The sequence below is a fragment of the Microbacterium sp. 10M-3C3 genome (assembly GCF_003931875.1).
Taxonomy (GTDB): domain Bacteria; phylum Actinomycetota; class Actinomycetes; order Actinomycetales; family Microbacteriaceae; genus Microbacterium.
Genome location: NZ_CP034245.1, coordinates 799855 through 823025 on the forward strand (window position 1 = coordinate 799855; position 23171 = coordinate 823025).

At 65.9% G+C, this 23171-nt stretch carries 20 protein-coding genes; 1 reads left to right on the forward strand and 19 read right to left on the reverse strand.

Features of this window, described 5'->3' with window-relative positions:
• Positions 1-148: 148 nt before the first annotated feature.
• The 18 genes from EI169_RS03815 to EI169_RS03900 form a co-directional block, all read right to left on the reverse strand.
• Positions 149-1612 carry a bifunctional dTDP-4-dehydrorhamnose 3,5-epimerase family protein/NAD(P)-dependent oxidoreductase gene (locus EI169_RS03815; protein ID WP_125131148.1) on the reverse strand — a complete coding sequence of 488 codons (1464 nt, stop codon included), beginning with the start codon at positions 1610-1612 and terminating at the stop codon, positions 149-151.
• Entirely contained in the window at positions 1609-2610 is a 1002-nt protein-coding gene (rfbB, locus tag EI169_RS03820; RefSeq protein WP_125131150.1) for a dTDP-glucose 4,6-dehydratase, read from the reverse strand. Before rfbB ends, EI169_RS03815 begins: the two co-directional genes overlap by 4 nt.
• A 3-nt stretch (positions 2611-2613) precedes the next feature.
• On the reverse strand, positions 2614-3483 hold the full coding sequence (gene rfbA, locus EI169_RS03825) for a glucose-1-phosphate thymidylyltransferase RfbA (protein WP_125131151.1): 870 nt from the start codon (positions 3481-3483) through the stop codon (positions 2614-2616).
• Positions 3480-4388, reverse strand: a complete 909-nt coding sequence (locus EI169_RS03830) for a glycosyltransferase family 4 protein (RefSeq protein WP_240640753.1) — start codon at positions 4386-4388, stop codon at positions 3480-3482. The genes rfbA and EI169_RS03830 overlap by 4 nt, the downstream gene beginning before the upstream one ends.
• Positions 4389-4588: 200 nt before the next feature.
• Positions 4589-5854 carry a glycosyltransferase gene (locus EI169_RS03835; protein ID WP_125131153.1) on the reverse strand — a complete coding sequence of 422 codons (1266 nt, stop codon included), beginning with the start codon at positions 5852-5854 and terminating at the stop codon, positions 4589-4591.
• Entirely contained in the window at positions 5758-6873 is a 1116-nt protein-coding gene (locus tag EI169_RS03840) for a polysaccharide pyruvyl transferase family protein (RefSeq protein ID WP_164515424.1), read from the reverse strand. The genes EI169_RS03835 and EI169_RS03840 overlap by 97 nt, the downstream gene beginning before the upstream one ends.
• Positions 6874-7759: 886 nt before the next feature.
• Complete coding sequence (locus tag EI169_RS03845; protein WP_125131155.1) at positions 7760-8653, reverse strand: hypothetical protein; 894 nt, start codon at positions 8651-8653, stop codon at positions 7760-7762.
• Positions 8650-9897, reverse strand: a complete 1248-nt coding sequence (locus tag EI169_RS03850; RefSeq protein ID WP_125131156.1) for a hypothetical protein — start codon at positions 9895-9897, stop codon at positions 8650-8652. Before EI169_RS03850 ends, EI169_RS03845 begins: the two co-directional genes overlap by 4 nt.
• A complete protein-coding gene (locus tag EI169_RS03855) occupies positions 9894-11216 on the reverse strand; it encodes a hypothetical protein (protein WP_125131157.1) in 1323 nt (440 codons plus the stop codon). Before EI169_RS03855 ends, EI169_RS03850 begins: the two co-directional genes overlap by 4 nt.
• Positions 11213-12790 carry a sugar transferase gene (locus EI169_RS03860; protein ID WP_125131158.1) on the reverse strand — a complete coding sequence of 526 codons (1578 nt, stop codon included), beginning with the start codon at positions 12788-12790 and terminating at the stop codon, positions 11213-11215. Before EI169_RS03860 ends, EI169_RS03855 begins: the two co-directional genes overlap by 4 nt.
• A 159-nt stretch (positions 12791-12949) precedes the next feature.
• Entirely contained in the window at positions 12950-13774 is an 825-nt protein-coding gene (locus tag EI169_RS03865) for a hypothetical protein (RefSeq protein WP_125131159.1), read from the reverse strand.
• Between the two features lie 84 nt (positions 13775-13858).
• A complete protein-coding gene (locus EI169_RS03870) occupies positions 13859-15310 on the reverse strand; it encodes a polysaccharide biosynthesis tyrosine autokinase (RefSeq protein ID WP_125131160.1) in 1452 nt (483 codons plus the stop codon).
• Between the two features lie 122 nt (positions 15311-15432).
• A complete protein-coding gene (locus tag EI169_RS03875) occupies positions 15433-15864 on the reverse strand; it encodes a hypothetical protein (RefSeq protein ID WP_125131161.1) in 432 nt (143 codons plus the stop codon).
• Between the two features lie 247 nt (positions 15865-16111).
• Positions 16112-17281: an OmpA family protein gene (locus EI169_RS03880; RefSeq protein ID WP_125131162.1), complete on the reverse strand. Its 1170-nt coding sequence runs from the start codon at positions 17279-17281 to the stop codon at positions 16112-16114.
• Positions 17282-17306: 25 nt separating this feature from the next.
• Positions 17307-18059 carry a hypothetical protein gene (locus EI169_RS03885; protein ID WP_125131163.1) on the reverse strand — a complete coding sequence of 251 codons (753 nt, stop codon included), beginning with the start codon at positions 18057-18059 and terminating at the stop codon, positions 17307-17309.
• The gene (locus EI169_RS03890) at positions 18056-18901 is read right to left on the reverse strand and encodes a hypothetical protein (protein ID WP_125131164.1); all 846 of its coding nucleotides are present in this window, start codon (positions 18899-18901) and stop codon (positions 18056-18058) included. Before EI169_RS03890 ends, EI169_RS03885 begins: the two co-directional genes overlap by 4 nt.
• Positions 18898-19470 carry a hypothetical protein gene (locus EI169_RS03895; RefSeq protein WP_125131165.1) on the reverse strand — a complete coding sequence of 191 codons (573 nt, stop codon included), beginning with the start codon at positions 19468-19470 and terminating at the stop codon, positions 18898-18900. The genes EI169_RS03890 and EI169_RS03895 overlap by 4 nt, the downstream gene beginning before the upstream one ends.
• A gap of 84 nt (positions 19471-19554) precedes the next feature.
• Positions 19555-19962 carry a hypothetical protein gene (locus EI169_RS03900; protein ID WP_125131166.1) on the reverse strand — a complete coding sequence of 136 codons (408 nt, stop codon included), beginning with the start codon at positions 19960-19962 and terminating at the stop codon, positions 19555-19557.
• Positions 19963-20024: 62 nt separating this feature from the next.
• Between EI169_RS03900 and EI169_RS03905 the strand changes: the two genes are divergently transcribed.
• Positions 20025-22397, forward strand: a complete 2373-nt coding sequence (locus EI169_RS03905; RefSeq protein ID WP_125131167.1) for a hypothetical protein — start codon at positions 20025-20027, stop codon at positions 22395-22397.
• Positions 22398-22542: 145 nt separating this feature from the next.
• On the opposite strand, the gene EI169_RS03910 is transcribed toward EI169_RS03905, so the two are convergent.
• Positions 22543-23124, reverse strand: a complete 582-nt coding sequence (locus tag EI169_RS03910) for an NYN domain-containing protein (RefSeq protein WP_125131168.1) — start codon at positions 23122-23124, stop codon at positions 22543-22545.
• Between the last annotated feature and the right edge of the window lie 47 nt (positions 23125-23171).

Sequence of the window (23171 nt, forward strand, 5' to 3'; positions counted from 1 at the left end):
GCAGGTGGCCGGTTTTGGTTACCTGCGCCAATCGTCGGTGACCATCCGCCGAGCAGGAGGTAACGAAGCTGCGCAGTCACGGACGCGCCGCAGGCTCGCGCGTTCCGCCCTGACCTTCTCGCGATATCGCGAGCGGAGCGGGTGTGCCCTAGGGGAGGTCTCGACTCATCGCCGGCGCGCGGTATGCGGCGAGGTAAGTGGCGATCGAGTCCATCGCCGGTGCTGGACGATATCCGCAGCATTCCAGGCGGACGGTGGACATTTTGCTGTTGCTCGGGCGTGGGGCAACGGGGGCGCTGACGCCGGTGTAGTAGTCAGGTGTCGATACTGGTGTGACGCGGTTGGGGTCGTGTCCGGTGAGGCGGAAGACATCGCGGGCGATGTCGTACCAGGTGGCAGGGTCGCCGCTGTTGGTGACGTTGTAGATGCCGGGTTCGGCGTGGGTGTGCAGGAGGTGGTGGATGGCTTGGGCGATGGTGGGGGTGAAGGTGAGGCGCCCGGTCTGGTCGTTGACGACTTTGGGGTTGATGCCTTTGGCGGCGAGGTTTGCCATGGTGCGGATGAAGTTGTTCCCGTCGCCGATGACCCAGCTGGTGCGGATGATGTAGTGGCGGGGGCAGGTGGCGGCGAGGGCGTCGCCGGCGGCTTTGGTCTGCCCGTAGACACCGAGCGGTGAGACGGGGTCGGTTTCGGTGTACTCGCCTTCTTTGGTGCCGTCGAAGACGTAGTCGCTGGAGATGTGGACGAGGGTGATGCCGTTGTCGGTCGCGATGCGGGCGAGGTGGCCTACGGCGGTGACGTTCGCGGCCCACGCGGCGGTGCGGCCTTCGGGGGTTTCGGCCTTGTCGACGGCGGTGTAGGCGGCGGAGTTGATGATGGTGCCGTAGTCCCGCCAGCGGCGCGCGCTCGCGAGTCCTGGGTCGGTGAGGTCGAGGGTGTCGCGGGTGGCGTACTCGATGTGTGGGTGGTCGCCGAACTCGTCGCGGAGGGCGCGCCCGAGTTGACCGTTCGCGCCGGTGATGAGGATCTTCCGGGGCGGCATGGGTACCACATCGGCCAGGCGGGGGTGGTTCTTGTCCTTGTCGCTGATCTCGACGGTGTCCAGCGGGATGGGCCAGTCGATCGCGACGGTTTCGTCGGCGAGGTTGAGGAAGGTGTAGGTCGCGGTGGGGGACCAGTGGTCGTTGACCAGGTATGTGTACGCGGTGTCGGGTTCGAGGGTTTGGTAGGAGTTCCCGACGCCGCGGGGCACGAAGATCGCCCGCGACGGGTCCAGTTCGGTGGTGTAGACGGCACCGAAAGTGGGTCCTTGCCGCAGGTCGACCCAGGCGCCGAAGATGCGGCCGGTGGCGACGGAGACGTATTTGTCCCACGGTTCCGCGTGGATCCCGCGGGTGGTGCCCACTTGGTCGTTGAAGGAGATGTTGTTCTGTACCGGACCGAAATCGGGCAGGTTTACCCCGGGGGCGGTCATCTTCTCTCGCTGCCAGTTCTCCTTGAACCAGCCGCGCGCGTCCCCGTGCACCGGCAGGTCCAGTACGACGAGCCCCGGGATCGGGGTGGTCGTCACCTGCAGGGTTTTACCGAACTGGATGCCGTCGGTCACGGTCACTGGCCCTTGGACGCGTAGAACGCTTCGACGCCGTCTTTCGCGCCCGCCCACCAGGCCTCGTTCTGGCGGTACCAGTCGATGGTCGCAGCTAGGCCCGCTTCGAAGTCCCGGTACTGGGGTGCCCAGCCGAGCTCGGTGCGGAGTTTGGTGGAGTCGATCGCGTACCGCAGGTCGTGCCCTGCCCGGTCGGTGACATGGTCGTACGCGTCCGCCGGCTCACCCATCAGTGTCAGGATCAGCTCGACGACGGTCTTGTTGTCCTTCTCGCCGTCCGCGCCGATCAGGTACGTCTCCCCGATCACCCCCTTGTCCAAGATGGTGAGCACGGCGGAGGAGTGATCGTCGGCGTGGATCCAGTCACGCACGTTCTGTCCGGCGCCGTACAGCTTGGGGCGGATACCGCGGATCACGTTCGTGATCTGCCGGGGGATGAACTTCTCCACATGCTGAAACGGCCCGTAGTTGTTGCTGCAGTTCGAGATCGTCGCTTGCACCCCGAACGACCGCACCCACGCCCGCACCAACAGGTCCGACCCCGCCTTCGTGGAGGAGTACGGGGAGGACGGGTTGTACGGGGTGGACTCGGTGAACCGCGCCGGGTCATCCAGCTCGAGGTCGCCGTAGACCTCGTCGGTAGAGATGTGATGGAACCGCCTCCCGTGCTTCCGTGCGGCTTCCAGCAGCGTGTAGGTGCCGACGATGTTCGTGTCCAGGAACGGGCGCGGATCATTCAAGCTGTTGTCGTTGTGGGACTCCGCGGCGTAATGCACCACCGCATCCACCCGGGCAAACAACTCATCCACCAATCCCGCGTCGGCGATGTCCCCAACGATCAGCTCCACCCGATCCGCCGGCAACCCCGCGAGAGACGCCTCGTTGCCCGCGTAGGTGAGCTTGTCGAGCACGACCACCCGGTCATCCGTGTGCTCGATGACGTAATGCACGAAGTTCGAACCGATGAACCCGGCACCACCGGTCACGAGAAGTGTGCGTGCCATGGGTCAGTGTCCTCGCTTCAGCAGGTCCAGCAGGTACGTCCCGTACCCGGATTTCGTCAGCTTCACCGCACGTTCCTCCAGGTCGGCGTCAGTGAGGAACCCCATCCGCCACGCGACCTCTTCCGGGACGCCGATCTTCATCCCGGTGCGGCGTTCCATCGTGCGCACATACTCCCCGGCGTCCATCATCTGATCGAACGTGCCCGTGTCCAGCCACGCCGTCCCCCGCGGCAACACCTCGACCTGCAGCTTCCCGCGGCGCAGGTACTCCGCGTTGATATCGGTGATCTCGTACTCACCCCGAGGGGACGGCGCCAACCCACGCGCGATCTCGACCACATCGTTGTCGTAGAAATACAGGCCCGGGATCGCGTAGTTGCTCTTCGGGTCGGCGGGCTTCTCCTCGAGCGAGATCGCACGCCCCGTGCCATCGAACTCCACCACCCCGTACGCGGACGGCTCGGCCACCCAGTACGCGAACACAGCGCCCCCGTCCACATCCGAGTAGCGCTGCAGCTGCGACCCGAGGCCCGGCCCGTAGAGAAGGTTGTCGCCCAGCACCAACGCGACCTTGTCGCCGCCGATGAAGTCCGCGCCGATCGTGAACGCTTGCGCCAACCCATCCGGCGACAGCTGCGCCTTGAACGACAACGACACCCCGAACTGGGACCCATCGCCCAGAAGCCGCTCAAAGTGCTCGGCGTCGTGCGGTGTCGTGATCACCAGAATCTCGTCGATCCCCGCCAGCATCAACGTCGACAGTGGGTAGTACACCATCGGCTTGTCATATACCGGCACCAACTGCTTCGAGACCCCAAGAGTGATCGGATGCAACCGCGTCCCCGAACCACCCGCCAAGACGATGCCCCTCATTTTGCAGCCATTCGCTTGACCTGCAGATGTTGCGCGCCTTCGGCGGTTGTCTCCAAGAACCACTTCCGATAGTCCTCTGCTACCGCGCGCCAGTCGCGATCGCACCACTCACGAGCATTTCTCTCGACCGCTGAACGATCGATTTGATCGACAGCGCGCAGCGCCTCCGCGAGCTGTTGAGGAGAATCTGGCGAGACGTACACGGCGGCGTCCAAACCGACTGCACGATGTTCAGGTATGTCGCTCAAGATTAGCGGCACGCCCAACGCGGCGGCTTCGATCACGGCCATCGGCTGAGCCTCTGTCCTAGACATCGAGACCGAAACAGTCGCGCGCGAAACGACCGCCAGTGTCTGGTGGCGTGGAAGCACTCCCAACCACTGGACGTGAGGGCCGCCTAGTTCACGAAGTTGTCGTTCGTAGTCAGCTGAGTAGGAAGCAGAACCGCCCCCCACCAAGAGAAGCGGCCCAATGACCTCTGCCAAATCCGGGCCATACGCGCGTAGCACGGCCTCGATGTTCTTCTCCGGCGTCAGCCGTGATACTACAACCGAATACTTGGATGGAAGACCGGGACGGGGCAAGGGCAGAACGGGGAGTGATATCCCATTAGAAATTACTCGAACCGGTTTTCCGACAATCTCGCCGAGCCGATCTGCGGTTGGAGCAGAAACCGCCGACAGCGCGTCTGCACGCCGGAGCGCTGCTACGGAGATCTTCCGGAAGAGCCAACCTGCGGCGCGGGGCCACTTGCGCCTCTCCCAATCGAGTCCATGAGCAGTGACAAACACTCGACTCTTGCGCTTCCGGAATGGCCAAATCAGCAACACGAATGCGGGCCCGACTCCATGAATATGGACAACATCGAAGTCACCGCGTATCACGTCCCGTAGGCCAAAGATCATCTGAGAGGCGGTATGAGAGTACTTACCGCGGAGCGATCTACTGACATGCACGTGCACGCCGTCCTGCGTTCGGTCGTGTCCCTCGCTCACGAAAACGGTCACATCGTTGTCGCGAGAGAGCTCTCGAGATAGTTCCTCGACGACGACTTCAAGGCCGCCGTGTGCTGCGGGATACGAGCGCGAGCCCAACACTGCAATTTTCAAGCCGTGACCCTTCCGTACACCTCGGTTACCAGTCGTAAATGGCGTGACCACGAGAGCGTCTCTCGCAACAAATCCATGTTTCCTGAGCGCGAATCCAACTCGCGCACAGCCGCCTGTAGCGAGGCGCCGGTGATCTCGTTCATAAAGGACACCCGCGCACCGATGTTGGCGAACTCGGGCAAACCACCACGAGGAGAAGCGATAAGGGGCACGCCATCGATCGCGGCCTCGAGGGCGGACAGTGGGGCGTTCTCCGGCCACTCGCTGGGCACGATCTGGGCTAGACATCGTTCCCTAAGTCGCGCAAGCTCGTCAGCGGGTAAATGACCCACAAAAGTCACGATCGTCGGATCCGAGCTCCGCTCCAAGTCGCCCCGAAGCGGCCCGTCACCCGCGACTGTGAGGGGAATCCGGGCTTCGATGGCTGCCTGGATCAATGGCTCGACGCCCTTCTCTCGCGACAAACGGCCAACGTAGAGAAGCGAGCCACCCCCTCGCCACCGAAGCCCAACCGACTCAGCTGGGTTTCGGATCATCGAGATCGGTATGGTCGCTACCCAGCTACTCGCGAGCGCGTCAGCCATATATTGGGAGGGCGCAATGATGTGATCCGGAGTCAATCGCTTTGAGCGGACCACCACAGCCTCCGCTGCAGCAAGCGCGGACCATGAAAGATCATCGTGATGGCATCGATCGAGAATCAACTTGGCGCTGACGTGATGCGAACAAGCGAAGCAATCCTGCCCTTTCCTGTTGGCAACGTACGCCGGGCAAATCAATTTGTAATCGTGAGCAGTTGCCACGACGGGCATCCCCTGCTCACGCATCAAGTCAATAATCGACGAACTCAACTGATGCGCGTAATTGTGTACGTGAACTACGTCGGGTCGAAAATCCTCGATCGCCTGCGATAGGGAGGTTGCTGCTCGCGTGGACCATAGGACCTCGCGCGCAGCGCGAAGGCGAGAGGTTGTGCTCGTCGCGGCGTGGAAGTCCTGCACCCTGAAGTCGAACAACCGGCGCGAAGTCGTGGTGGTGTTCACGTCACCCGCGCTGCCAAATATCGCGACCTCGTCGCCAGCCTCAGCTTGACGATCAGAGAGGCGAAACATGTACTCCTCGGCCCCACCTCGCGCGAAGGCAAACTTGTTTACATGAAGAACCCTCACAGCACAGCCGCCTCTACAAGCGCGCGCTGTCGCTTGGCTTTGCTCTCGATCTCCTCGGGCTCTACAGAGAGTGCACCCTCGAGATCTCCGCATAGACGCTCAAGGCCAGCGACAGTCATCACTCCTAGGTGTTTGGGCTCATAGCCAAGGATCAATGCTCTTGTTCCGCTGGTAGCCGCGGCTAGCGCGGCGTGGAGACGCTCACATACGGCGAACTCGCTCGCCGCCATGGCATCGCGTACTTCTGAGTATCGAGTGGGGCGGACTTGAATGACGCGAAGATCAGGGCGCATCTCCCTGATCGACGTCTCGAGCCGATCACAGGCTAGATCGTCACCTCCGTCGCCTAATGCGGCGCTCCATCGGTGCATCGGGACAAGGCGCACCGTGGATTGTGGATCCAACCGCTCGATTAGGTGTCGTGCTGCCTGCCAAGCGCGAAGCGGCTCACCCTTGTCCGCATAGAAGCTCGATCCGACCGGCGCAATGCAAATACCCTCGCGATTTTCCGCGTGCGTCTGAACGCCAGTATCCAACCAAGCGAGGTCTGGCACCAACTCTGGCTGAGCCCTCGAGCGGATCAGAATGTTCTGGGTGGTTGCGTCGCGAGCTCTCCATCGAACGCCCTTCGTGCTCAAAAGCGCAAGGCGCAGAAGGGGATGCCGGGCCGATGATATAGAAAGCGGCATGGTCTCTACCTGAGCGCCCAGCGCGATGCAGTATCGATAACTGAGCAAGGAAACCAGGGATTCCCTGAGATATCGATCGCCGAGATAGCCCCCGCCAACGGCTAGCGCGATTGAAGCGCTCGTCAATGCGCGCAGCCATGGGCTCTTCGATCTGCGAAGCACAGCACGGACCGCTCTATCGCGTAGTCGCTTGGGAATGAACGGAACAGCCGCGACGAACAGCAATCGGCTCGCTTCCTGCGACAGCCACCGAAGCTTGGGCAGCCCGCTTCGAGATCGCCAAATCTCGCGCGATAGCGGCTTATACACGAAGTCCGCATCGTCCTCGAAAGAGGATGGGTGAGTCGCCAACACCGTCGGTGTCGCACCGAAACGCACTATTGCGGCGTCGATTGTCAAACGCACTAGCTCCGCGTCGCCCACGTTGCTGGCACTGTAGGCATCTAGCACTATGACCGTCATGCCGGCACTCGCCAGTCGACCATGTTGTACGCGGCACGAAGTAGGAACACACCGGCCTTGGTGCTTCGGCGCTTAAGTGCGAATCGAACTCCCCGACTGAGGACTGCAATCGGCAGGACAGCCCGAGAAGAAGCGCTTCCATACTCGCGCACGAACGCCACCTTTGCGCGAGCCTGGCTTGCGGCGACACTCAGTGGATACTTGACCGCCGTCGATGCTCCGAGATGATCCGCTCGGTTCGGGAGGACCTCGAGCGTTGTAGGTGCACCCATTCGCGCTCGCCGTAGTACCCAGTCCGAAAACTCCAGCCAAAAGAATTCCGATCGAAGGGGTGCGCTTCGAAGTGCGTTAGCGTCAATGCTTATTACTGCTCCTGATGGAGCAAATGGCGGACAGGACACGTCTTGCCGGCGACCCGTTGATGTTATCGGGTAGCGTACTTTTGCCTCACCAAGCAGCAGATTTCTCACTTCGCGCCAGGGAGTAGTCGCGAGACGGACGTTCTCGATTCGGCCGTCGTGATCGATGGTCGGAATCGCGAGCAGCGCTTGGGACTCAAGCAGGGGTGGGAGCGAGTCGCCGACTGTCGCATCCGGATTGACGAGCACTAGGCGAGTAGCCTCTGGATACACGCTTTCGATCAAGAACTGAACAACGGCAGGGAATCCCATTCGTCTCGGAGTTGACAAGCAGGTTGCCTGAGAGAGTTGCGGCCCGCGGCCGCTCGAGTCGTCAATTACAACTACTTCAACGTCGTCTTCTCGTGCCGCCAACTCTAGCGCGGGAGCGAGGCTTCTTCGGACTTCATCCGCTTCATGACCGAATGTAATGCAGGCGACAATCTTCATCAGTCGAGTACCTTCTTGATTGTATCGGCAAAGGACAGGTTCAGGCGGGCGTCATGGCGGATTTGAACGTTTAGCGCGAGGAGTTGTGAGATATCGAGCCGTTCTGGCAACATTTCCATCCCCCCATCCCCTGTCGGCACATAGGACTTTCGTGTTAAGGCTGAGGTGACGAGTTGAGGAACCCCACAAGCAACATAGTCAAAAAACTGTGGGTTTAAGCCCGATTCAAATTGCGGGTGAAGGATGTTCAGTACGCCCGTCTCGTGTCGTCGAAGCCAGCGCAAAGTCTCCAGGCGCGCCATCGCGGGCGCATTCTCAACGCCATCGATATCTGGCCAGGCTCCGACCGTGACGATTGGCAGAGACTCACGCAGTTGGCGAACGATCTCGACCCGCTCCGGGTACGCGGTTCCGACGATCGCGAGCCGCTGCGGGCTATAAAGCGGAGCGGCGAGGAGGTCTCGCTCCCTGACCGTAGAGCCCCATGGGGCGGGGGCGATCCGAGTGCCCTTCGGTAGTGATTTGGACCAGCTGAGGTCCGCGAGGCCCACTACGTCGAAGTGAGCCGCTACTTGGTCTGGAATGCTTCGCGCTCCACTAGGGACATCACCCGCAAGAGCGACCAATTTGTTGGAGCGCTCGCGCAGGTACCGGGCCATCCACGGTGAGATTCTGTGTGGGGACACGACTACAGCTGCCTCCACATAGCGGTTTCCCCACTGCCTAACAAGGCGGTTACGCGCGACCGCGAACTGCACCGCTGAACGCATCAGAAATCGGTCGGTTCGGCGATTAAGATCCCACAGGCCAATGGAGGACGAGTTGTCGACCGCAGCCTCCATCTCGGCGACTCCGACACCCCACCAATTCAGACCTACGAAGCTGAGTGTCATCGGGGCCCTCCCAGGATGAGCAGCGCAACGGAAAGGCCAAGTGAGATTAGCGGGCCGACCAGGAACCTGGCCACGTCGCCCTTTTGATTCCCTGGGCTATAAAGCGCGGCAAAAATGAAGAAGCTGACCAATTCGCATATGGCGATTGCCGTGACGCCTCCGTTCACGCCCCACACCCAAATAAGTAGCGTCTTGATCGCGGCAGCGCTGAGTGCGCCGATGACGCTTCCTTTGAAGAGCAGGGCGGTACGCGGGTCAGAATAGACGATCGCGCTAGTCGGTAGATGCGCCGCGAACATCGGGATACCTGCGCACGCGAGCAGCAAGGCGAGCAGTTGACCTTGCCAGGCCGTGAGGAAAGGGGTGGCGAAGGCGAGAGCGCAGACGGCCGCGCCCGCGACTGCAAGAGCGAGCGCGCCGATCTCGATTCGCCCGCCGAGCATCAAGGCGGATCTAAATCGCTCGCGTTCGTCTAGGCGCGCGAGCTTCCTGATCTCAAGCTGCGCGATCGAGCCACGGATCAAGGACAGAGTGTCATACGCACGCAGGATGATCCCGTAGACCGCTACGGCTCTCAAATCGATTCCAACGACCGCGATCACGATCAGATCGAGCCGTGCATATACAACCGCCAAGGTTGCGCTAGCGCCGAAACCGATCGCCTCCGAGGTCACTTCAGCTAGGCGAAACGTCCCGGTGGTCCAAGAGCCAACCAGCCAGAGCAAAAGTGCCGCAGCCAGGTTGCCGCAGCTCGACAGGGCGAGCATCGCCTCGGCGCCCAGCGGAGCGCCGAAGTAAATGCCGGCTGCCGTGACGGCCCCGTTGACGATGAGAGCAACACCCAGCCCGCTTGTGCCCCGGTGAGAAGCAATCCACAGCGTTTCAAGATCGTTGTACACGAGGCGGCTAGTCGCGAAGAGGAGGCAAACGAACGGCAATAGCCACTCGGTCAGGACGAAGGCAGTGACCGCGGCGAGGATGCTCAAGACTGCGATCTCGACTAGCCGAAAGCGCAGCAGCGAATAGGGCAGGTCGATGCGTAGCTCACCCGAAGCGCGGCGCCGCGCGAGGGCCCTGTCAACGCCCAGGGGAATGATCGTTGCGATAGCTGCAGCGATGCCGGACTGTAACGTGTATTCGCCGACCGTGTCGATCAGCGCTGTGTTCAAGCTGACGGCGACCAGTGCCAGCCCGGTCAATATGGCATAGACAAGCCGGCCTGCAGAAAGCAGTGAACGATTCACGCTCCGGCCGTTCGTGATCCGGCGCGCGCGTACATGACCATCATGAGTGCGCTACTGGCGATGAATTGAGCGGAGACGAGATAGCTGCCGTACGACGAGAGCACGACCGCGAAGGCGATCCAAACCGTAATAAACGGAGCCTTTCGAGCCCAGGTCATTAGAAACGCCCCCAAGAGAGCAGCGAAGACCGCGGCTCCGGCCGGCCCGAAGTCGACCGTTGCGCCCGACCAGATCGGTGTTGCGATAGCCCCAACGGACACCACGTCGAATCCAAGCGCTTGGGTAAGCCATCGCTCTGGGTCGGAGCCCGACGCAACCGCGTTTGCAAGGCCACCGATGATGAATCCACCCGGCGGCGAGAAGCTGCCGGTTCGCATCAGCTCGTAGACCACGAGGCCGTTTCTCGATGCGAAGTACAAGCTTGGGCCGAGAATCTCAGTGACGAGGCCAGCGAAGCCGCCCACGGTGCTGGTGCGACCCGAAAAGATTCCAGAGGTGAGGTCCGACGTGCGAAGGGCGTACACACGGATGATCAGTAGAACGATCAGACCGATCCCAGCGGCGAAGATGTACCTTTGCGCCGCTGAACTGCCACGTCGAAGGAGCGGTGATCTGACCAAGAATCCGATCAAGACCGCCGCGAGCAACAGCCGGCTTGCGGTGGCAAAGACGAGAACGGCCAGAACAACCTTCAGCCAGATGGATGCTGCCGACGGGACATGAGGTAGGAACGCGACCGCGATAGGTAGCGCGCCGCTCGCCAACCCGATCACCGCCGATAGATTGGCAACGCCAGCTAGCCGGCCGGCGTCGCCGAGCAGGATCGGCACTCCGCTGACCGCGAATCGCGTCAGCAAGAGTGCGATCGCGGCGAACGCCAGCAACGTCCACGATCGACCTAGGTGCCGATCTCGCTGTGCTTGCGGGCTGCTGCCGCCAACAAGGAAAGCGCCTAGCGAAGCGAACAGGAAGAAGTTGAGCGCGAGTGCCAGGCTTCGATCTGGGATCGCGCTGACGCCCAGATATGGAACAACGCCCGACGCCCCGTACCAGGTGATCACTGCGGAGATGAACAGCGCCGTCACGAGCGTCCGGGAGGAACGGCGAGCGAGGAGCGCGGCAATCCCGAAGAGCGCCCACCACGGATCCGAGGGCAGCGCCCAATTTAGAACAGTGGCGACGGCCCAGAGTGGGATTCCCAACAGGGGAAATGCCGCCTGAAGCGTGATGAGTCGTGGTTTCGGTTTTACGGCCGCCGACGAAATGGTCCGCGCTGTGATCTCGTCGACCGCAGTTGCCTGAACAGATGGTTCGTTCAATGCGCCGTCTCGCCGGGGGCTAAGGCTGCTCGCGCTGTCTTCGCAAGGATCACGAAATCGCCCAGTAGGCTCCAATTTTCTACATACGAAAGGTCAAGTCGTACACTTTCTTCCCACGACAAAGACGAGCGCCCGCTGACCTGCCAAAGCCCGGTGATGCCTGGTTTAGCGAGGAAGCGTCGGTGGACGTGATGAGCGTATTGCGCTACTTCCGACGGGAGTGGCGGACGCGGGCCGACCAGAGACATTGATCCGCCAACGACATTCAATAGCTGGGGGATCTCGTCAAGGCTGAACTTTCGCATGACACGTCCGATCGGCGTGACGCGGGGGTCGTTCTTCATTTTGAAGAGCACCTCATTGCCAGCATCTCGCTGCTGCCGGACCAACTGTTCGCGCAAGTCCTCGGCATTCACGACCATCGAGCGGAACTTCAGCATCGTGAACTCCCGGCCGCGGAAGCCGACTCGCTTCTGTCGGAAGAGCACGGGCCCTTGGCTGCCAAGGCGCACCGCCATTGCGAGAAGGATCAGCAGTGGGCTAAGCACGATGATGCCTGCGATGCTCGCTGTCAGGTCGACAGTGCGTTTCAGGAATAGCTGGCCCTTGCTGAAGCGCGGCGTTTCCACGTGGATCAACGGCAATCCAGCGACCGGCCGCGTATGTACCCGCGGCCCGGCAATGTCCGTGATGCTTGGCGCGAGTACCAGGTGCTGCTTCCCTGCCTCCAGATTCCAGGAAATCTCTTTGACCTTGTCGGGCGGGAGTTCGTCTGTACTGGTCACCGCAACGGTGTCGGCCCCGGTGGCAGCGATTGCCCGCTGCACAGCTTCCACCGAGCCCATGATGGGAATGCCGGTGCCGGGGATCACGTCGGCGACCTTGCCGGACGGGATGCACGCGCCAACGACCTCGTACCCCGCCGCACGATTGCGTTGCAACTCGCGCGCGATCTGAGTGACGGACCCCAGTGAGCCGATCAGGAGAACTCTCGCCGAGTACTCGCCGCGGCCGCGCTTCATGATGAGCCACTGGCGCCAGACCCAGCGACCGAGAATCAAGGTGACGATGCCTAGGGGAAGGCTGATTAGGAGGTAGCCCCGGGCGACGTCGACTTTGGTGAGGAACGCGACGATAGCAATGACGCCAAACAGGCGGAAGCTAGACACCGCGACGCGGATGTACTCCTGCGAGCCGGTGCCGATAACGCGGTAGCTCCGGGAGTCCGTGAATGACAGCGCCCACATCCACGCCACGATCAGCATCGCCGAGAAGGCCCAGTACGACAGCTCGTTGATGCGACTGTCTTCCTCAGCCGCGACGGTCGCCCAACCCGCGCCGAACCAGGCGATCTGCGCGGCATACACAGCCCATACGAGGATGACGAAGTCGGTGACGACGAGCCGGCGCGCGTAAGAGCGCCGCCAGTTCTGGGAGTCGCGGCCAGGCTCTCCAATGGGGCGAGATGCCTGCCGCGACAGGCCCCGAGAAGGGGGCGATGCTGCGGTATCGATGATGCTTCTGTCGGTGCTCTGCGACGACGGTGTCGCGCCGACCCGGAGGTCAGACGTCACAGGTGGCACCCTCCCCTTCTCCCCCGAAAAAGGCTGATTCTGGGAGAGCTCCCAGGGCGTTCACAGTACCAGCGCCATGTAACGGGAACGTGTCGAGATGGGGGACACGTGGGGGACGATCGCGGCAGAGGCTGGTCTGCTCGGCAGACGGATCCTCGCTCAGGGGCCAGAAGAACGAAATGTGTCGCCTGACCAGGTCAGGACGTCGGCGCCGGACGTGGTCAGGGCGGTGGGTGCGAACGGATCGACGTCGGGGACGCAGGTCACCACTGAGGTACCTGCGGACGAGTTCATCCCTCTACATCCATCGGCGCGGGCCGCGACCAGGGGGTCGCCCTCGGTCAGCGCGACGGCAAGTACGTCCGTCGCGCCGAGCTCCTGCCATCTACCGGCTTGAGTGAGCCAGGCTTTGCCGCTGCACACGAGTGCGACCTTATCGCCCGCCGCGCGCACGCTGCGCGGGTCAGCGCAGGGAGCTTCCAGCGTGCCGCTCGGCGTTATGATCACCGACCGCGCCTTCGGGTCTTGGTAGCTCGACGCGGCGAGCACATCCGGGTACGGTGCCCAGAATTCACCCTCGGTGAAGGTCCGCAGCGCCTGCACTTCGCAATTCGGTCCCGTGGCGGCGACCATCTCCGCTTGGATGCCGGCGAAGGCGTCGAGAGAGATGACCTGCGCGATGCCGCGATACGTGGGGGTGACGTCGGTCCACGTTGCACCGGCATCCGTCGATCGCTCGACAACGGGCGCGGGGCCGCCGCACTGACCCGCTGTCGCCCGCCACAGCACCCCTGATCCAGCCGTGAGGAATCGCTCGTCGGCCGCCGGCCAGGCCGGCCCGCTCGGCGTGGCGGTGGGTGACGGAGTGGGCGAGGGCGACGCAGTTCCAGGGCCGAATGAGAACGTCGGGATCGGGCTTGCGTCGCTCGCGGCCGTCGACCGCACCCGCTCGACCGCCGCCACTGACAGGACGATCGCAGCCACAGCGACGACGGCGATCGCTGCGCCGGCCAGCCAAGGTATGGATCGAGAAACTCCGGGGGGCCGTCGGGCCATGGTGTTCCTTCGTCAGATGAGCGGATCCGTGGCGGAAGTCTCGACGGCGGGGCCGCGGCGCTCGCCACCGGACCGCTTGTCGCCGCGCTTCTTCGACGGCACGTAGGTGCCGTAGCCGCCGTACCCGTAGCCGTACCCATAGCCGTAGGCGTCGGGTCCGCGCGTCGGAACCATGCTCAGCACGACGCCCGCGACCTTTGCTCCCACGGTGTCGAGAGCATCCAACGCGCCGCTCAGCTGGCTGGTCGTCGTGCGGCCGGCGGAGGCGATCACGATGGCGCCGGCGGTCGAGCGCGCTAGGATCGCCGCGTCCGTCACCGGGAGCAGCGGGGGAGCGTCGCATAACACGACGTCGAACTCGTTGCTCAGCGCGTCGAGGAGCTGGCCCATCTGCTTCGAGCCGAGCAGCTCGCTCGGGTTTGGCGGCACCTTGCCCGCCGGCAGCACGTAGAGCGGGCGCTTGCCCCACGGAAGCATGACGTCGGCGACGCGCGCGCGACCGATGAGGACGTCCGTGAGACCGGCGCCGCCCTCGGTGCCGAGATATTCGGCGACCTTCGGCTTGCGAAGGTCGCAGTCGAGGAGCGCGACGCGTTTGCCCGCATCGGCAAGTGCGAGGGCGAGGTTCAGGGTCGTGGTCGACTTGCCCTCGCTGGGCAGGCTCGAGGTGATGACGAAGCTGTGCCCGCCGTCCATCTCGAGGAACTGCAGGTTGGTGCGCAGGGCGCGGAAAGCCTCGGACCGTGTGTTGTGCGGGTCGGCCTCGAGGATGAGCGGCCGCTCCTTGGCCTTCGGATCGAAGGGGATCGCCCCGATGACTGGGCGGTCGGTGAGGCCCTCGACGTCGCGTGCCGTCCGGACCTTGTTGTCGAGCACTGCGCGCAGCACCGCGATACCGATTCCGAGGGCGAGGCCCACGAGCCCGCCGAGGGCGAGGTTCAGCGGCACGTTCGGGCTCACCGGACGGGCCTCCGGCAGGGCGTCCTTCACGCGCGTCAGTTGCACGGGGCTCTGCTGCGAGTCACTGCGCAGCTCGATGCTCTCCACCGCCTCGGTGAGGCTTGCGGCGATCGCATTGGCGAGGTTCGCCGCCTGCACGGGATCGGCGTCCTGCACCGAGATGTCGATGAGGAAGGAGTTGAGGGGCGTCGACGACGACACGCGCTGGGCGAGGTCGTCCGCTGTGCCCTCGAGTCCGAGCTCGTTGATCACTGGGTTCAGGACGATCGGTGTTTCAACCAGCTGGACATAAGTGCCGACGCGCTGCAGGGCGAACGTGCCACCCTGCTGCAGGTCCTGCACCGTTCCGCCCGCTTGCGTCGAGACGAAGACGCGGCTGGAGGCGTCGTACATGGGAGTACGCGTGAGCGAGTAGCCGGCCGCCACGGCAATGCCGATGAGCGTGGTCGCGACAATCACCAGCCAGTTCTTGCGCAGAATGCGGATGTAGTCGCTGAGCTCCATGACGCCTCTCGGGGGTTCAGTACGCGGTTCATCCTCGCACACCCCATGTTTCCGCCTGGTGACGCGCGAGTAGCGAGCCAGAACGTGTGTCGACTGGTCGACTGAAGGACGCTCGATTCTCCTCAGGCCTCCTCCCAGAGCCGGGCGACAGCCTCGGCGCCACGACGCGCCCACCGGCCCACGCTCGGACGGGTCACGACATCGCGCGTGTCCGCGATGATCTGTGCGTAGCGCCCGAGCGTCAACCACACCGCCGCCCGCGCGAGTTGAAGGGCGTGAGCGTGCTCGAGGGCGGATGCGCGCTCCGCGCCCGACTCGGGCAGCAGGCGGCGAACCTGAGCACTCGTCCAGGCGTGCAGGCCGGCGACCAGGGCGCAGGTCGCTTCGTGCGGCAGGTCGACGAGCGGCCCGATCTGCGCGTACAGCGATGCGCTGCATCGCGAACAGGACGCCAGCCGCGCACCCTGCCAGCTCGTGCCCGGCCGGTACCGGGCGAGATCGCGGACGAAGGCGTCGAGGAGTGCGTCAGGACTCGGGACAGGTTCTGCGTACACGACACTTCCTTCGCGGCCGTCTCGATGGGGTGGGGAGAACCGCCGGGCGCGCGTCCCCACACGCGACGCCCGGACGGCCCGTCAGCGGGGTGGCTACGAGCAGCCGCCGTACCACTGGCAGTTGTGCTGGGCGGGCGGGCGACCCATCAGGACCGCCTCCCGGCACCACGCGCATTGGGGCTTCCCCTCCTTCACGCAGGCACAGGCCATGTCTTCACCTCCTCTCGATCTCGCTGACTCCCGCGCGTCACCGCTCGGGGGCGATCTCGACGACCACGCGGCGGTTGGCGGCGCGGTCCTCCTCGGACGTTCCCGCGGTGACGGGCTCGGCCTCTCCCTTCCCCACGGTCGAGATGCGCGAGGGGTCGATGCCGTTCGCGATGAGCCACGCGGCGACGGATGCGGCGCGACGCTCGGCGAGCGCGACGTTCTCCTCCGCGCTTCCCACGTCGTCGGTGTGGCCGATGACGGTCACGTGTCCCGGCGTGGTCGCGACCACCTCGAGCAGACGCGCGAGCGCCGGCGTCGCATCCGGGCGCAGAGCATGGCTGTCGAAGTCGAACAGCACGTCGCCGGCGAGGTCGGCGCGGACGCTGCCGCCCGTCGTCTGCACCGTGAAGGGCGCCGTCTCGGCCGGCGCGAGCAACCCGGTCGAGAAGGACGACGACGTGCTCTCGCCCCCGCGCGGCGTGGTGACGGCAACCGCCTTCGCGCCGCTCGCCGAGACGAGCGCGCTCCAGATATCCAGGATGTTCTCGCGCTGCCGCGGGGGAAGAGCGTCTTGCGGGGCGCTGACGTACCCGATGCCCGCCAGGTAGACCGTGGTGCCGGCCGGCATCGACCAGAGCTCATCGTGAGCCTGCGCGAACTCCACGACGGAGGCGGGCGTCGCCAACGACGCGCCGTCGGCGGTCATGTCGGGGAAGCCGCGGTCGCTGATGCCGTTGTCGACGACGACGATCGCCCCCGACGTGGCGCCGTCGGCGCGGAGCTGGTCGGCAGCGACGGCGAGCGCGGCCCCGAGGTCGTTGCCGTCGCTGTCGGGCGCCGCATCGCGGACCGCGGTGAGCAGACGCGACTCGATTCGACGGATGTCGACGTCGGTCGCATCCGGGTTCTCGTCGGAGATCTCGTACCCCGCGGCGCGGAAGGACACCTCCGGCGTGCCGTCGAGGCTCACGACGGTGACCGGCGCGGCGGCGGCGATCGACGCGGTGATCAGGTCGCGGAAGGCGACGGGGATGTCGGGCGCCGGTGCGTTCGCGTGCGCCACGGCGACGAACACGATGCCGTCGTGGGCGACGACGTCGAGCGGTCGCTTGTCGTCGTCCACGCACGCGGTGAGGACGACGAGGAGGAACGCGAGGGCGGCGGCGACGGCGCCGAAGCGCCGGCCGGTGGGAGCGGAACGGATCATGGGCAGGACCTCTCTCGGGTGGGGTTCAGACGGTCGGCTGCGGGGGCGGCCCTTCGACCGCCTCAGCGGCCGAGGAGAGCCACGGGTTCGGCCCGCTGGACCAGGCGGGCGGTGCGAAGGGCGCGCGCGCGTTGAGCGGGTGACGGTGCGCGTCAGGCGCCGGGGTACGCCGCAGGTAGGAGCGCACGAGCGTGCCCGCTCGGCGCTCATAGAGGTTCGCGAGCGCCCGGGCACGCGTGACGAGCCCGTCGAACAGCGTCGTCAGCCAGCCCTCGAGCTGCGCCCTCTCGCCTTCGAGCGCGCCGATGCGTGCCTCGAGCGCCGCGAGCTGCGCACGGGGTGCGGCCAGGCGTGCGGCCGCCTCGCGCTGGCGCCGTGCGCGCACGACGGCCGGCGCGAGATGCGCCTCCGTGGCCGACACGCGGTTCAACTCGGCGTCCGACGACGCCGACCCGGCCTCGATGCGAGCGCGCAGGGCGTCGACCTGGGCGCGCAGTGCCGGCAGCGCGTGCAGGATCTCGCCGCGGCGGTCGATCAGCGGGGCCGCCTGGGCGGTCGCCTGCCACAGCTCGCGCTCGCAGCGCTCGCCGAGCTCGGCGTCGAGGCGTCGCAGCGACGCCGAGGGCTGCCGGCCCGACACCGGCTCGTGCGCGAGGCTCGTGTCGGCGTCGCGGCGGCCGACGACGAACCCGTCGTAGAGGCGCAGGCGCAGGGGATAGGCGAGGGGTGCCGACAGCGGCGCGCGCAGCGCAGCGTGATGGGCGGACGGTGCGGTCATCGGACGTCTCCTTCTTCTTCTTCGGGTGCGGTGGTGCGGTCGAGGCGAATCGGGCGGTCGAGTCCGGATGTCGCGGCGGGGTCGCCCAAGTGACGCGCGACCTCGTAGCGGGCCAGCTCGACCAGTTCGAGCGCGAGCGCGTCGAGGGCGCGGAGAGCGTCGGCGAGATCGGGGTCGATGCGGCGCAGCTCGTACACCGCGGTCGCTCGATCCGCCTTCTCGCGCTCGACGACGCCCTCGAGCGCGGCCACCTGGCCGGCCTTGGCCTCGAGTGCCGTGTTGGTCTGCCGGAGCGCGCTCTCGTCGCGGCTCGGGGTGAGGTCTCGCCCGTCCAGCCACGCGAGGACCGCCGTCGCTCCCATCAGGACCGCGAGAACCGTCGCCATCACGAGCTCGCTCGCCATCTCGTCGCCCGCGGCGGTGCCGCCTTCGTACGCGACCGTGTCGGCGAGCTGCCCCGCGGCGAACAGCCGCAGCAGGAACAGGCCCGCGATGACCGCGATCGCCGCCGCGGCGGCCGCCACGCTGAGGCGCGCGTGGCCGCGGCGGTACTCCCGCCCGCTCGTGAAGGCGGCGAGCACCGTCACGAGCGAGAACGCGATCGCGCACACCACCGAGAAGCCCGTCCAGCTGCGCAGCGCGGCGTTGAACGCGGGCACGGCCAGAACGACGTCGGCGAGGGCGATGCCGACGAGCAGGGTCGTCCGCAAGACCGGGAAGCGGCGAGGATGCAGCACCGCGGCCCGCGCGTGGATGCCGTCGGCGCGTGCGACGACGTCGGCGGCATCGCCGGACGGGCCGCTCGATGCGGACTGCGGCGGCGTGCGATCGAGGGTGGTCATCGGATCCCTCCGTTCCGGCCGAGAGCGGATGCGGCGGCAGGCGCCGCAGGAGGGAGGTGTCCATCGAGGATCGAGCTCTCGTCGCTCACGAGTTCCTCGAGGGCTGCGGGGCGCGTCGCCGCAGCGGAGAAGCCCAGCCGCGCCAGCAGGTCGTTGCGCAGATCGACGAGGTCGTCGCGCTCGACCCGGAGACGTGCCAGCCGGGCCCGGGAGGTCGTGAGGTTCTGGCCGATCTGCGCGAGGAGCATCGCGGCGACCTTGCGCCGGCTCTCGGCCTGCTGGCGCTGGTGGTGCTCCCAGGTGGCGCGCCACGACCTGATCTGGTTCATGAGTGCGTCGAGCGTGTCCTGATCGAGAGCGCGCGCGGCTGCGAGGCCGCCGACCTTCTCGATCACGAGCGCCCGGAGCTCGTCGACGTGCGCGAACGGGTCCATGGCGAGCACGGGCTGCAACACCGGCGACAGGGCCTCCGGGTGCCGGATCTGCAGCGGCCCGGACGACGATCCGGGAGCGGGCTCGAGTGAGACCGTCGTCGCGTCCCTGGGTGGGGTGCGGCGGAAAGGCTTCATGTCGGTTCTCCTCCTTCGGCCGCTCGGGTGGCGGCGTGTCTGTCAGAAAACCGGATGCGAGCGCACCTTCCCGCGGCGGGAGGCCTATTCGCCGGAGTGACGAGAGAACCCGGTTCCGGGGCGGGGATTTGTCTCGGTTGTCGGCTCGGAAGGGGTCTGCGGTGGGGCGTCCGAACCTCGTCCGTCGAGCACCGCCGACAGGATCGCGTCGTACTCCGATTCGGTCAGAAGGCGGGCGTCGAAGAACGCCGCATCCACCGCGTCGAGACTGTCGGGCGAGCTCAGCACCCGCGGCGGCGCGAAGCGGCGGACGCGGGGGCCGTACGGCCAGCGGGCGAGCAGGTCGACCAGCGCGTCATGAGCGACGCGTCCTTCGGCGGCGAGCGAGACGACATCCATCGCCGTCATGTGACCGCACCCGTCGCCCAGCACCGGCCGCAGCAGCTCCGCGCGCGCCCCATCTTCGTCTCCGGCTGCGGGACCGGGCGCCACGGTCTGGACTCTATGTCTGCTGGCGCTCGTCATGGGTCGCCGCCGTAGGCCATGCTGACTCCATGGGGAACCGGTTCACGCGCGACGAGAAGCTCGCCCTCCTCGCGCAGCACGAGCAGGCGTCGGCGTCGGGGGAGCAGGATCGGCTGCTCGCGCTCATGGGCGTCTCGCAAGCCCGCTTCATCGAGTGGTGGCTCGACGCGCGCGACGGCACGCTCATCGACGACCCTGTCGACACAGACCACGGGGTGCGAGACGACAGCATCTATGAGCTCGCGCAGCTCTACCGCGGGGTGATCCTGCAGCGTCGCATCCCGCGGAACGGGATCGCGGTCGGAGCGGCGGCTCGCGCGATCGTGCACCACGACGACGGCAGCTGGCGCGCTGACTATCTCGCGCGGGCGCGGTCCGCCCTCCGTGCCGTCTACGACCAGGTCGCGACGCATCCCGACGATGTGCTGAATCCCCGCCTGGGGACGACGCCGGCGGAAGCTGTTGCGCAGGCGCGGGCATACGTCGGCGTCGACGCTGTGCCGACGGAGGTCGAGCCCGATCCGGCGATCGCGGATGCCGTGCAGCGCAGCAACGAACGGGAGGCCGAGCAGACCCGCCTCCGGGACTGGGTGCGTCGCATCGCGCGGCATCCCTCCGCTTTCGCAGCGCTCGATCAGTGGTTCGCCACCACCCCGTTTCGCCACTTGCACCCGAGCACGCGACACACGCGGCCCCAGGTGTGGCGGCAGAAGCCGGAGCTGTGGCCGCCGGGCGAGGAGCGGGGCGACATGCTCCAGATCGTGAAAGACCGTCTCGGCACTCTCGAGACGTCGCTCGGTTGGCTCACGGACGAACGCGAGAGACACCTCGAAGTGCTGCGTCGCCGGGTCGTCGCGCTCCATTCCGACTACATCCGCGGCGGTAAGGGCAACGTGGCGCTCAAGTGGCACTGGCAGCACGACGTCGTGCGCCCGTGGCTGAAGCTCTCGATGGAGGACTTCCGAACCCCGGCAGAGCGCAACGCTCCCCGGCCCGCAGTCGGCGATGAGGAGAGCCAATCCACTGCGGCTATCGCGGCCATGTGCTTCTACACCGCGCTCGCGGAGTGGGACAGCGCGAGCGTCGCCGAGACGATCGCGCAGATCGGCGGGTTGCGGCGCGTCTTCGAGGGGGAGTTGCCGGAGCAGCTCCACAGAGAGCGGGCGACGCTCCATCGCGCGCGCGCAGCGCGAACTCGGAGCGTCGAAAGACTCGAGAACGCGCCGAGCCCGTCGTACGTGCGCGACGCATCGCCCCGGGTGCAGGAGCTGTTCCACGCGGCCGAGACCGTGCGTGCGCACCCGAACGCCGACATCGTCGAGCGGTACCTGTCGCGTCGCGTCGGCATCAGGGCACACCTTCAACGCGACGTCGATGTGCACGTGCTGAAAATATGCGACTACACGGTCAACCTCGCCACTGCCACCCGGCGAGTGCGCGCCGAGCTGCGGGCCGACCAGCTGCCGCGCATCCGCACTGCGCTCCTGACCTCCGCCGGGGATCAGGGAGCGTACCGCTTCTCGACTCATCGCAACGATGCGCTCAGCAACCAGGGGAGCCGCACACCCGGGCTGGCGCTCGCCACCGCACGACATGGGCTCGCCGAGCTCGAGACCAAGGCCGCTCACGGCAGCGTCCGCCGCGAGCGCGAATACCTGGAGATGGTCGAGCAGATGCAGCTCAACATCGCGGGGTCGGCGGTGCAATGGCTCGAACATCTGCTGACCGGAGACGACGAGTGGCTCGCCGGTGTCGAGCGCAGCCAGTGGCGCAGGCTCGTCCACCAGGCGATGCACGCCGCGGGAGACGCCCTCGACCTGATCGGGGAGCTGTGGGACCACGGCGAGCTCGAGGGAGCGCGTTACAGCACCGGCTTCATCTCCGACCGCACGTTCGTGTTCCGAGCGTTCGAGATCTACTACCGCTGCGCGTGCGTGTCGGCGACCGTGGCCGCCACCTTCGGTTTCGACGACCCGCGAGAACTCGACTATCCCGCCGTGCTGCTCGACATCTACCGGCAGGTGACGACTCTGCCGTTCCCGATACCCGACGCCGTCCTGCCGCGTCTGGTGCACTCGATCCTGTGGCACGCCTTCCTCGCGCGCGCCGTGCTGCCCGCGCTCCATTACGACGTCAACGAGTCGCTCATCGATCTCGACGCTCTCACCCGCCCGCTCGCGCCGGAGGAGGAAGGCGACCCCAGTGCGACGACGACGATGACGCTCGCGCGATTGAAGAACCTGACCGACTGGCTCATCGGCCGCGAATGGAGCGCCGGCGCGCTCGGGCGCATCACGGCCGGCTCGGCGGTGTGGCGCCTGCTCGACGACCGCAGCGCCGGGTTGTACGGGCTATGGCGGGAGGCATTCGGAGACGACCTGCTCGCGCCGCACGAGCGCTGACCGTCATCCCCACCTGATACCGCAGACGGGGCACTTCACGAACCGAGACGGGTACGCGATCTCAGCGCCGCACGCGCGGCAGATGTACATGGCCCGCTGAAGCGCCGGCGTGGTGGACATGGTGGTTCCTTTCGGGAGACGGAGATCACGCGGCCGTGGCGGCGGTGTGCACGAGCCGGATGGCCGACAGTGCGCGAGCCTCCTGCGACCGCGCGACCGGACGGATGGTGGTGCGCGTCGACGCGAGCGCGGCCAGCTCGGACGAGACGCCGTTGCGGCCGTGGACCAGCTGCACCTTCATGCCGACCTCGCGCGCGTGGCGGGCGAGCGGCGCGAAGATGTGGTCGCCGCTGGCGATGACGAGACGGCGGTACTTGCCGGCGAACTGCGGCGCGTACAGCGCGGACAGGAGCGCGAGGTCGGCGCCGTCGGGGCCGGCGTGTCCGATCCGCCACATGACACGGTCGCCCTCGAAGGCCGGGCGCAGCTCGCGCGTGGTGTGGACGGAGACGCCCACGAAGACAAGGTCGTCGGGACCGACGCCGACGGCCTCGTCGCGGTATACCGCCCACCAGCGCGCAGCATCCGCCGTGGTCATCCGGCGGCCGCGTGTGACGAGCTGGTTCTCGAGGTCGATCGCGTGGACGGTGCGGACGCGCCGCGGGGCGGTCGTGCGGACGTCCGCATCGTCGATCGTGGACGTGGGGACGGTGTCGAGGTGGCGCATGGTGTCTCCTCCGATGTGTGCCGGCGGGATGCCGGTGGGATCAGTGA

Coding starts and splice junctions, on each gene's coding strand:
- EI169_RS03845 (WP_125131155.1), bottom strand. CDS start 8,653: ATGACACTCAGCTTCGTAGGTCTGAATTGGTGGGGTGTCGGAGTCGCC.
- EI169_RS03910 (WP_125131168.1), bottom strand. CDS start 23,124: ATGCGCCACCTCGACACCGTCCCCACGTCCACGATCGACGATGCGGAC.
- rfbB (WP_125131150.1), bottom strand. CDS start 2,610: ATGGCACGCACACTTCTCGTGACCGGTGGTGCCGGGTTCATCGGTTCG.
- rfbA (WP_125131151.1), bottom strand. CDS start 3,483: ATGAGGGGCATCGTCTTGGCGGGTGGTTCGGGGACGCGGTTGCATCCG.
- EI169_RS03835 (WP_125131153.1), bottom strand. CDS start 5,854: ATGCGGAGATCTCGAGGGTGCACTCTCTGTAGAGCCCGAGGAGATCGA.
- EI169_RS03885 (WP_125131163.1), bottom strand. CDS start 18,059: ATGACCGCACCGTCCGCCCATCACGCTGCGCTGCGCGCGCCGCTGTCG.
- EI169_RS03895 (WP_125131165.1), bottom strand. CDS start 19,470: ATGAAGCCTTTCCGCCGCACCCCACCCAGGGACGCGACGACGGTCTCA.
- EI169_RS03870 (WP_125131160.1), bottom strand. CDS start 15,310: ATGGAGCTCAGCGACTACATCCGCATTCTGCGCAAGAACTGGCTGGTG.
- EI169_RS03880 (WP_125131162.1), bottom strand. CDS start 17,281: ATGATCCGTTCCGCTCCCACCGGCCGGCGCTTCGGCGCCGTCGCCGCC.
- EI169_RS03890 (WP_125131164.1), bottom strand. CDS start 18,901: ATGACCACCCTCGATCGCACGCCGCCGCAGTCCGCATCGAGCGGCCCG.
- EI169_RS03830 (WP_240640753.1), bottom strand. CDS start 4,388: ATGATCTTTGGCCTACGGGACGTGATACGCGGTGACTTCGATGTTGTC.
- EI169_RS03905 (WP_125131167.1), top strand. CDS start 20,025: ATGGGGAACCGGTTCACGCGCGACGAGAAGCTCGCCCTCCTCGCGCAG.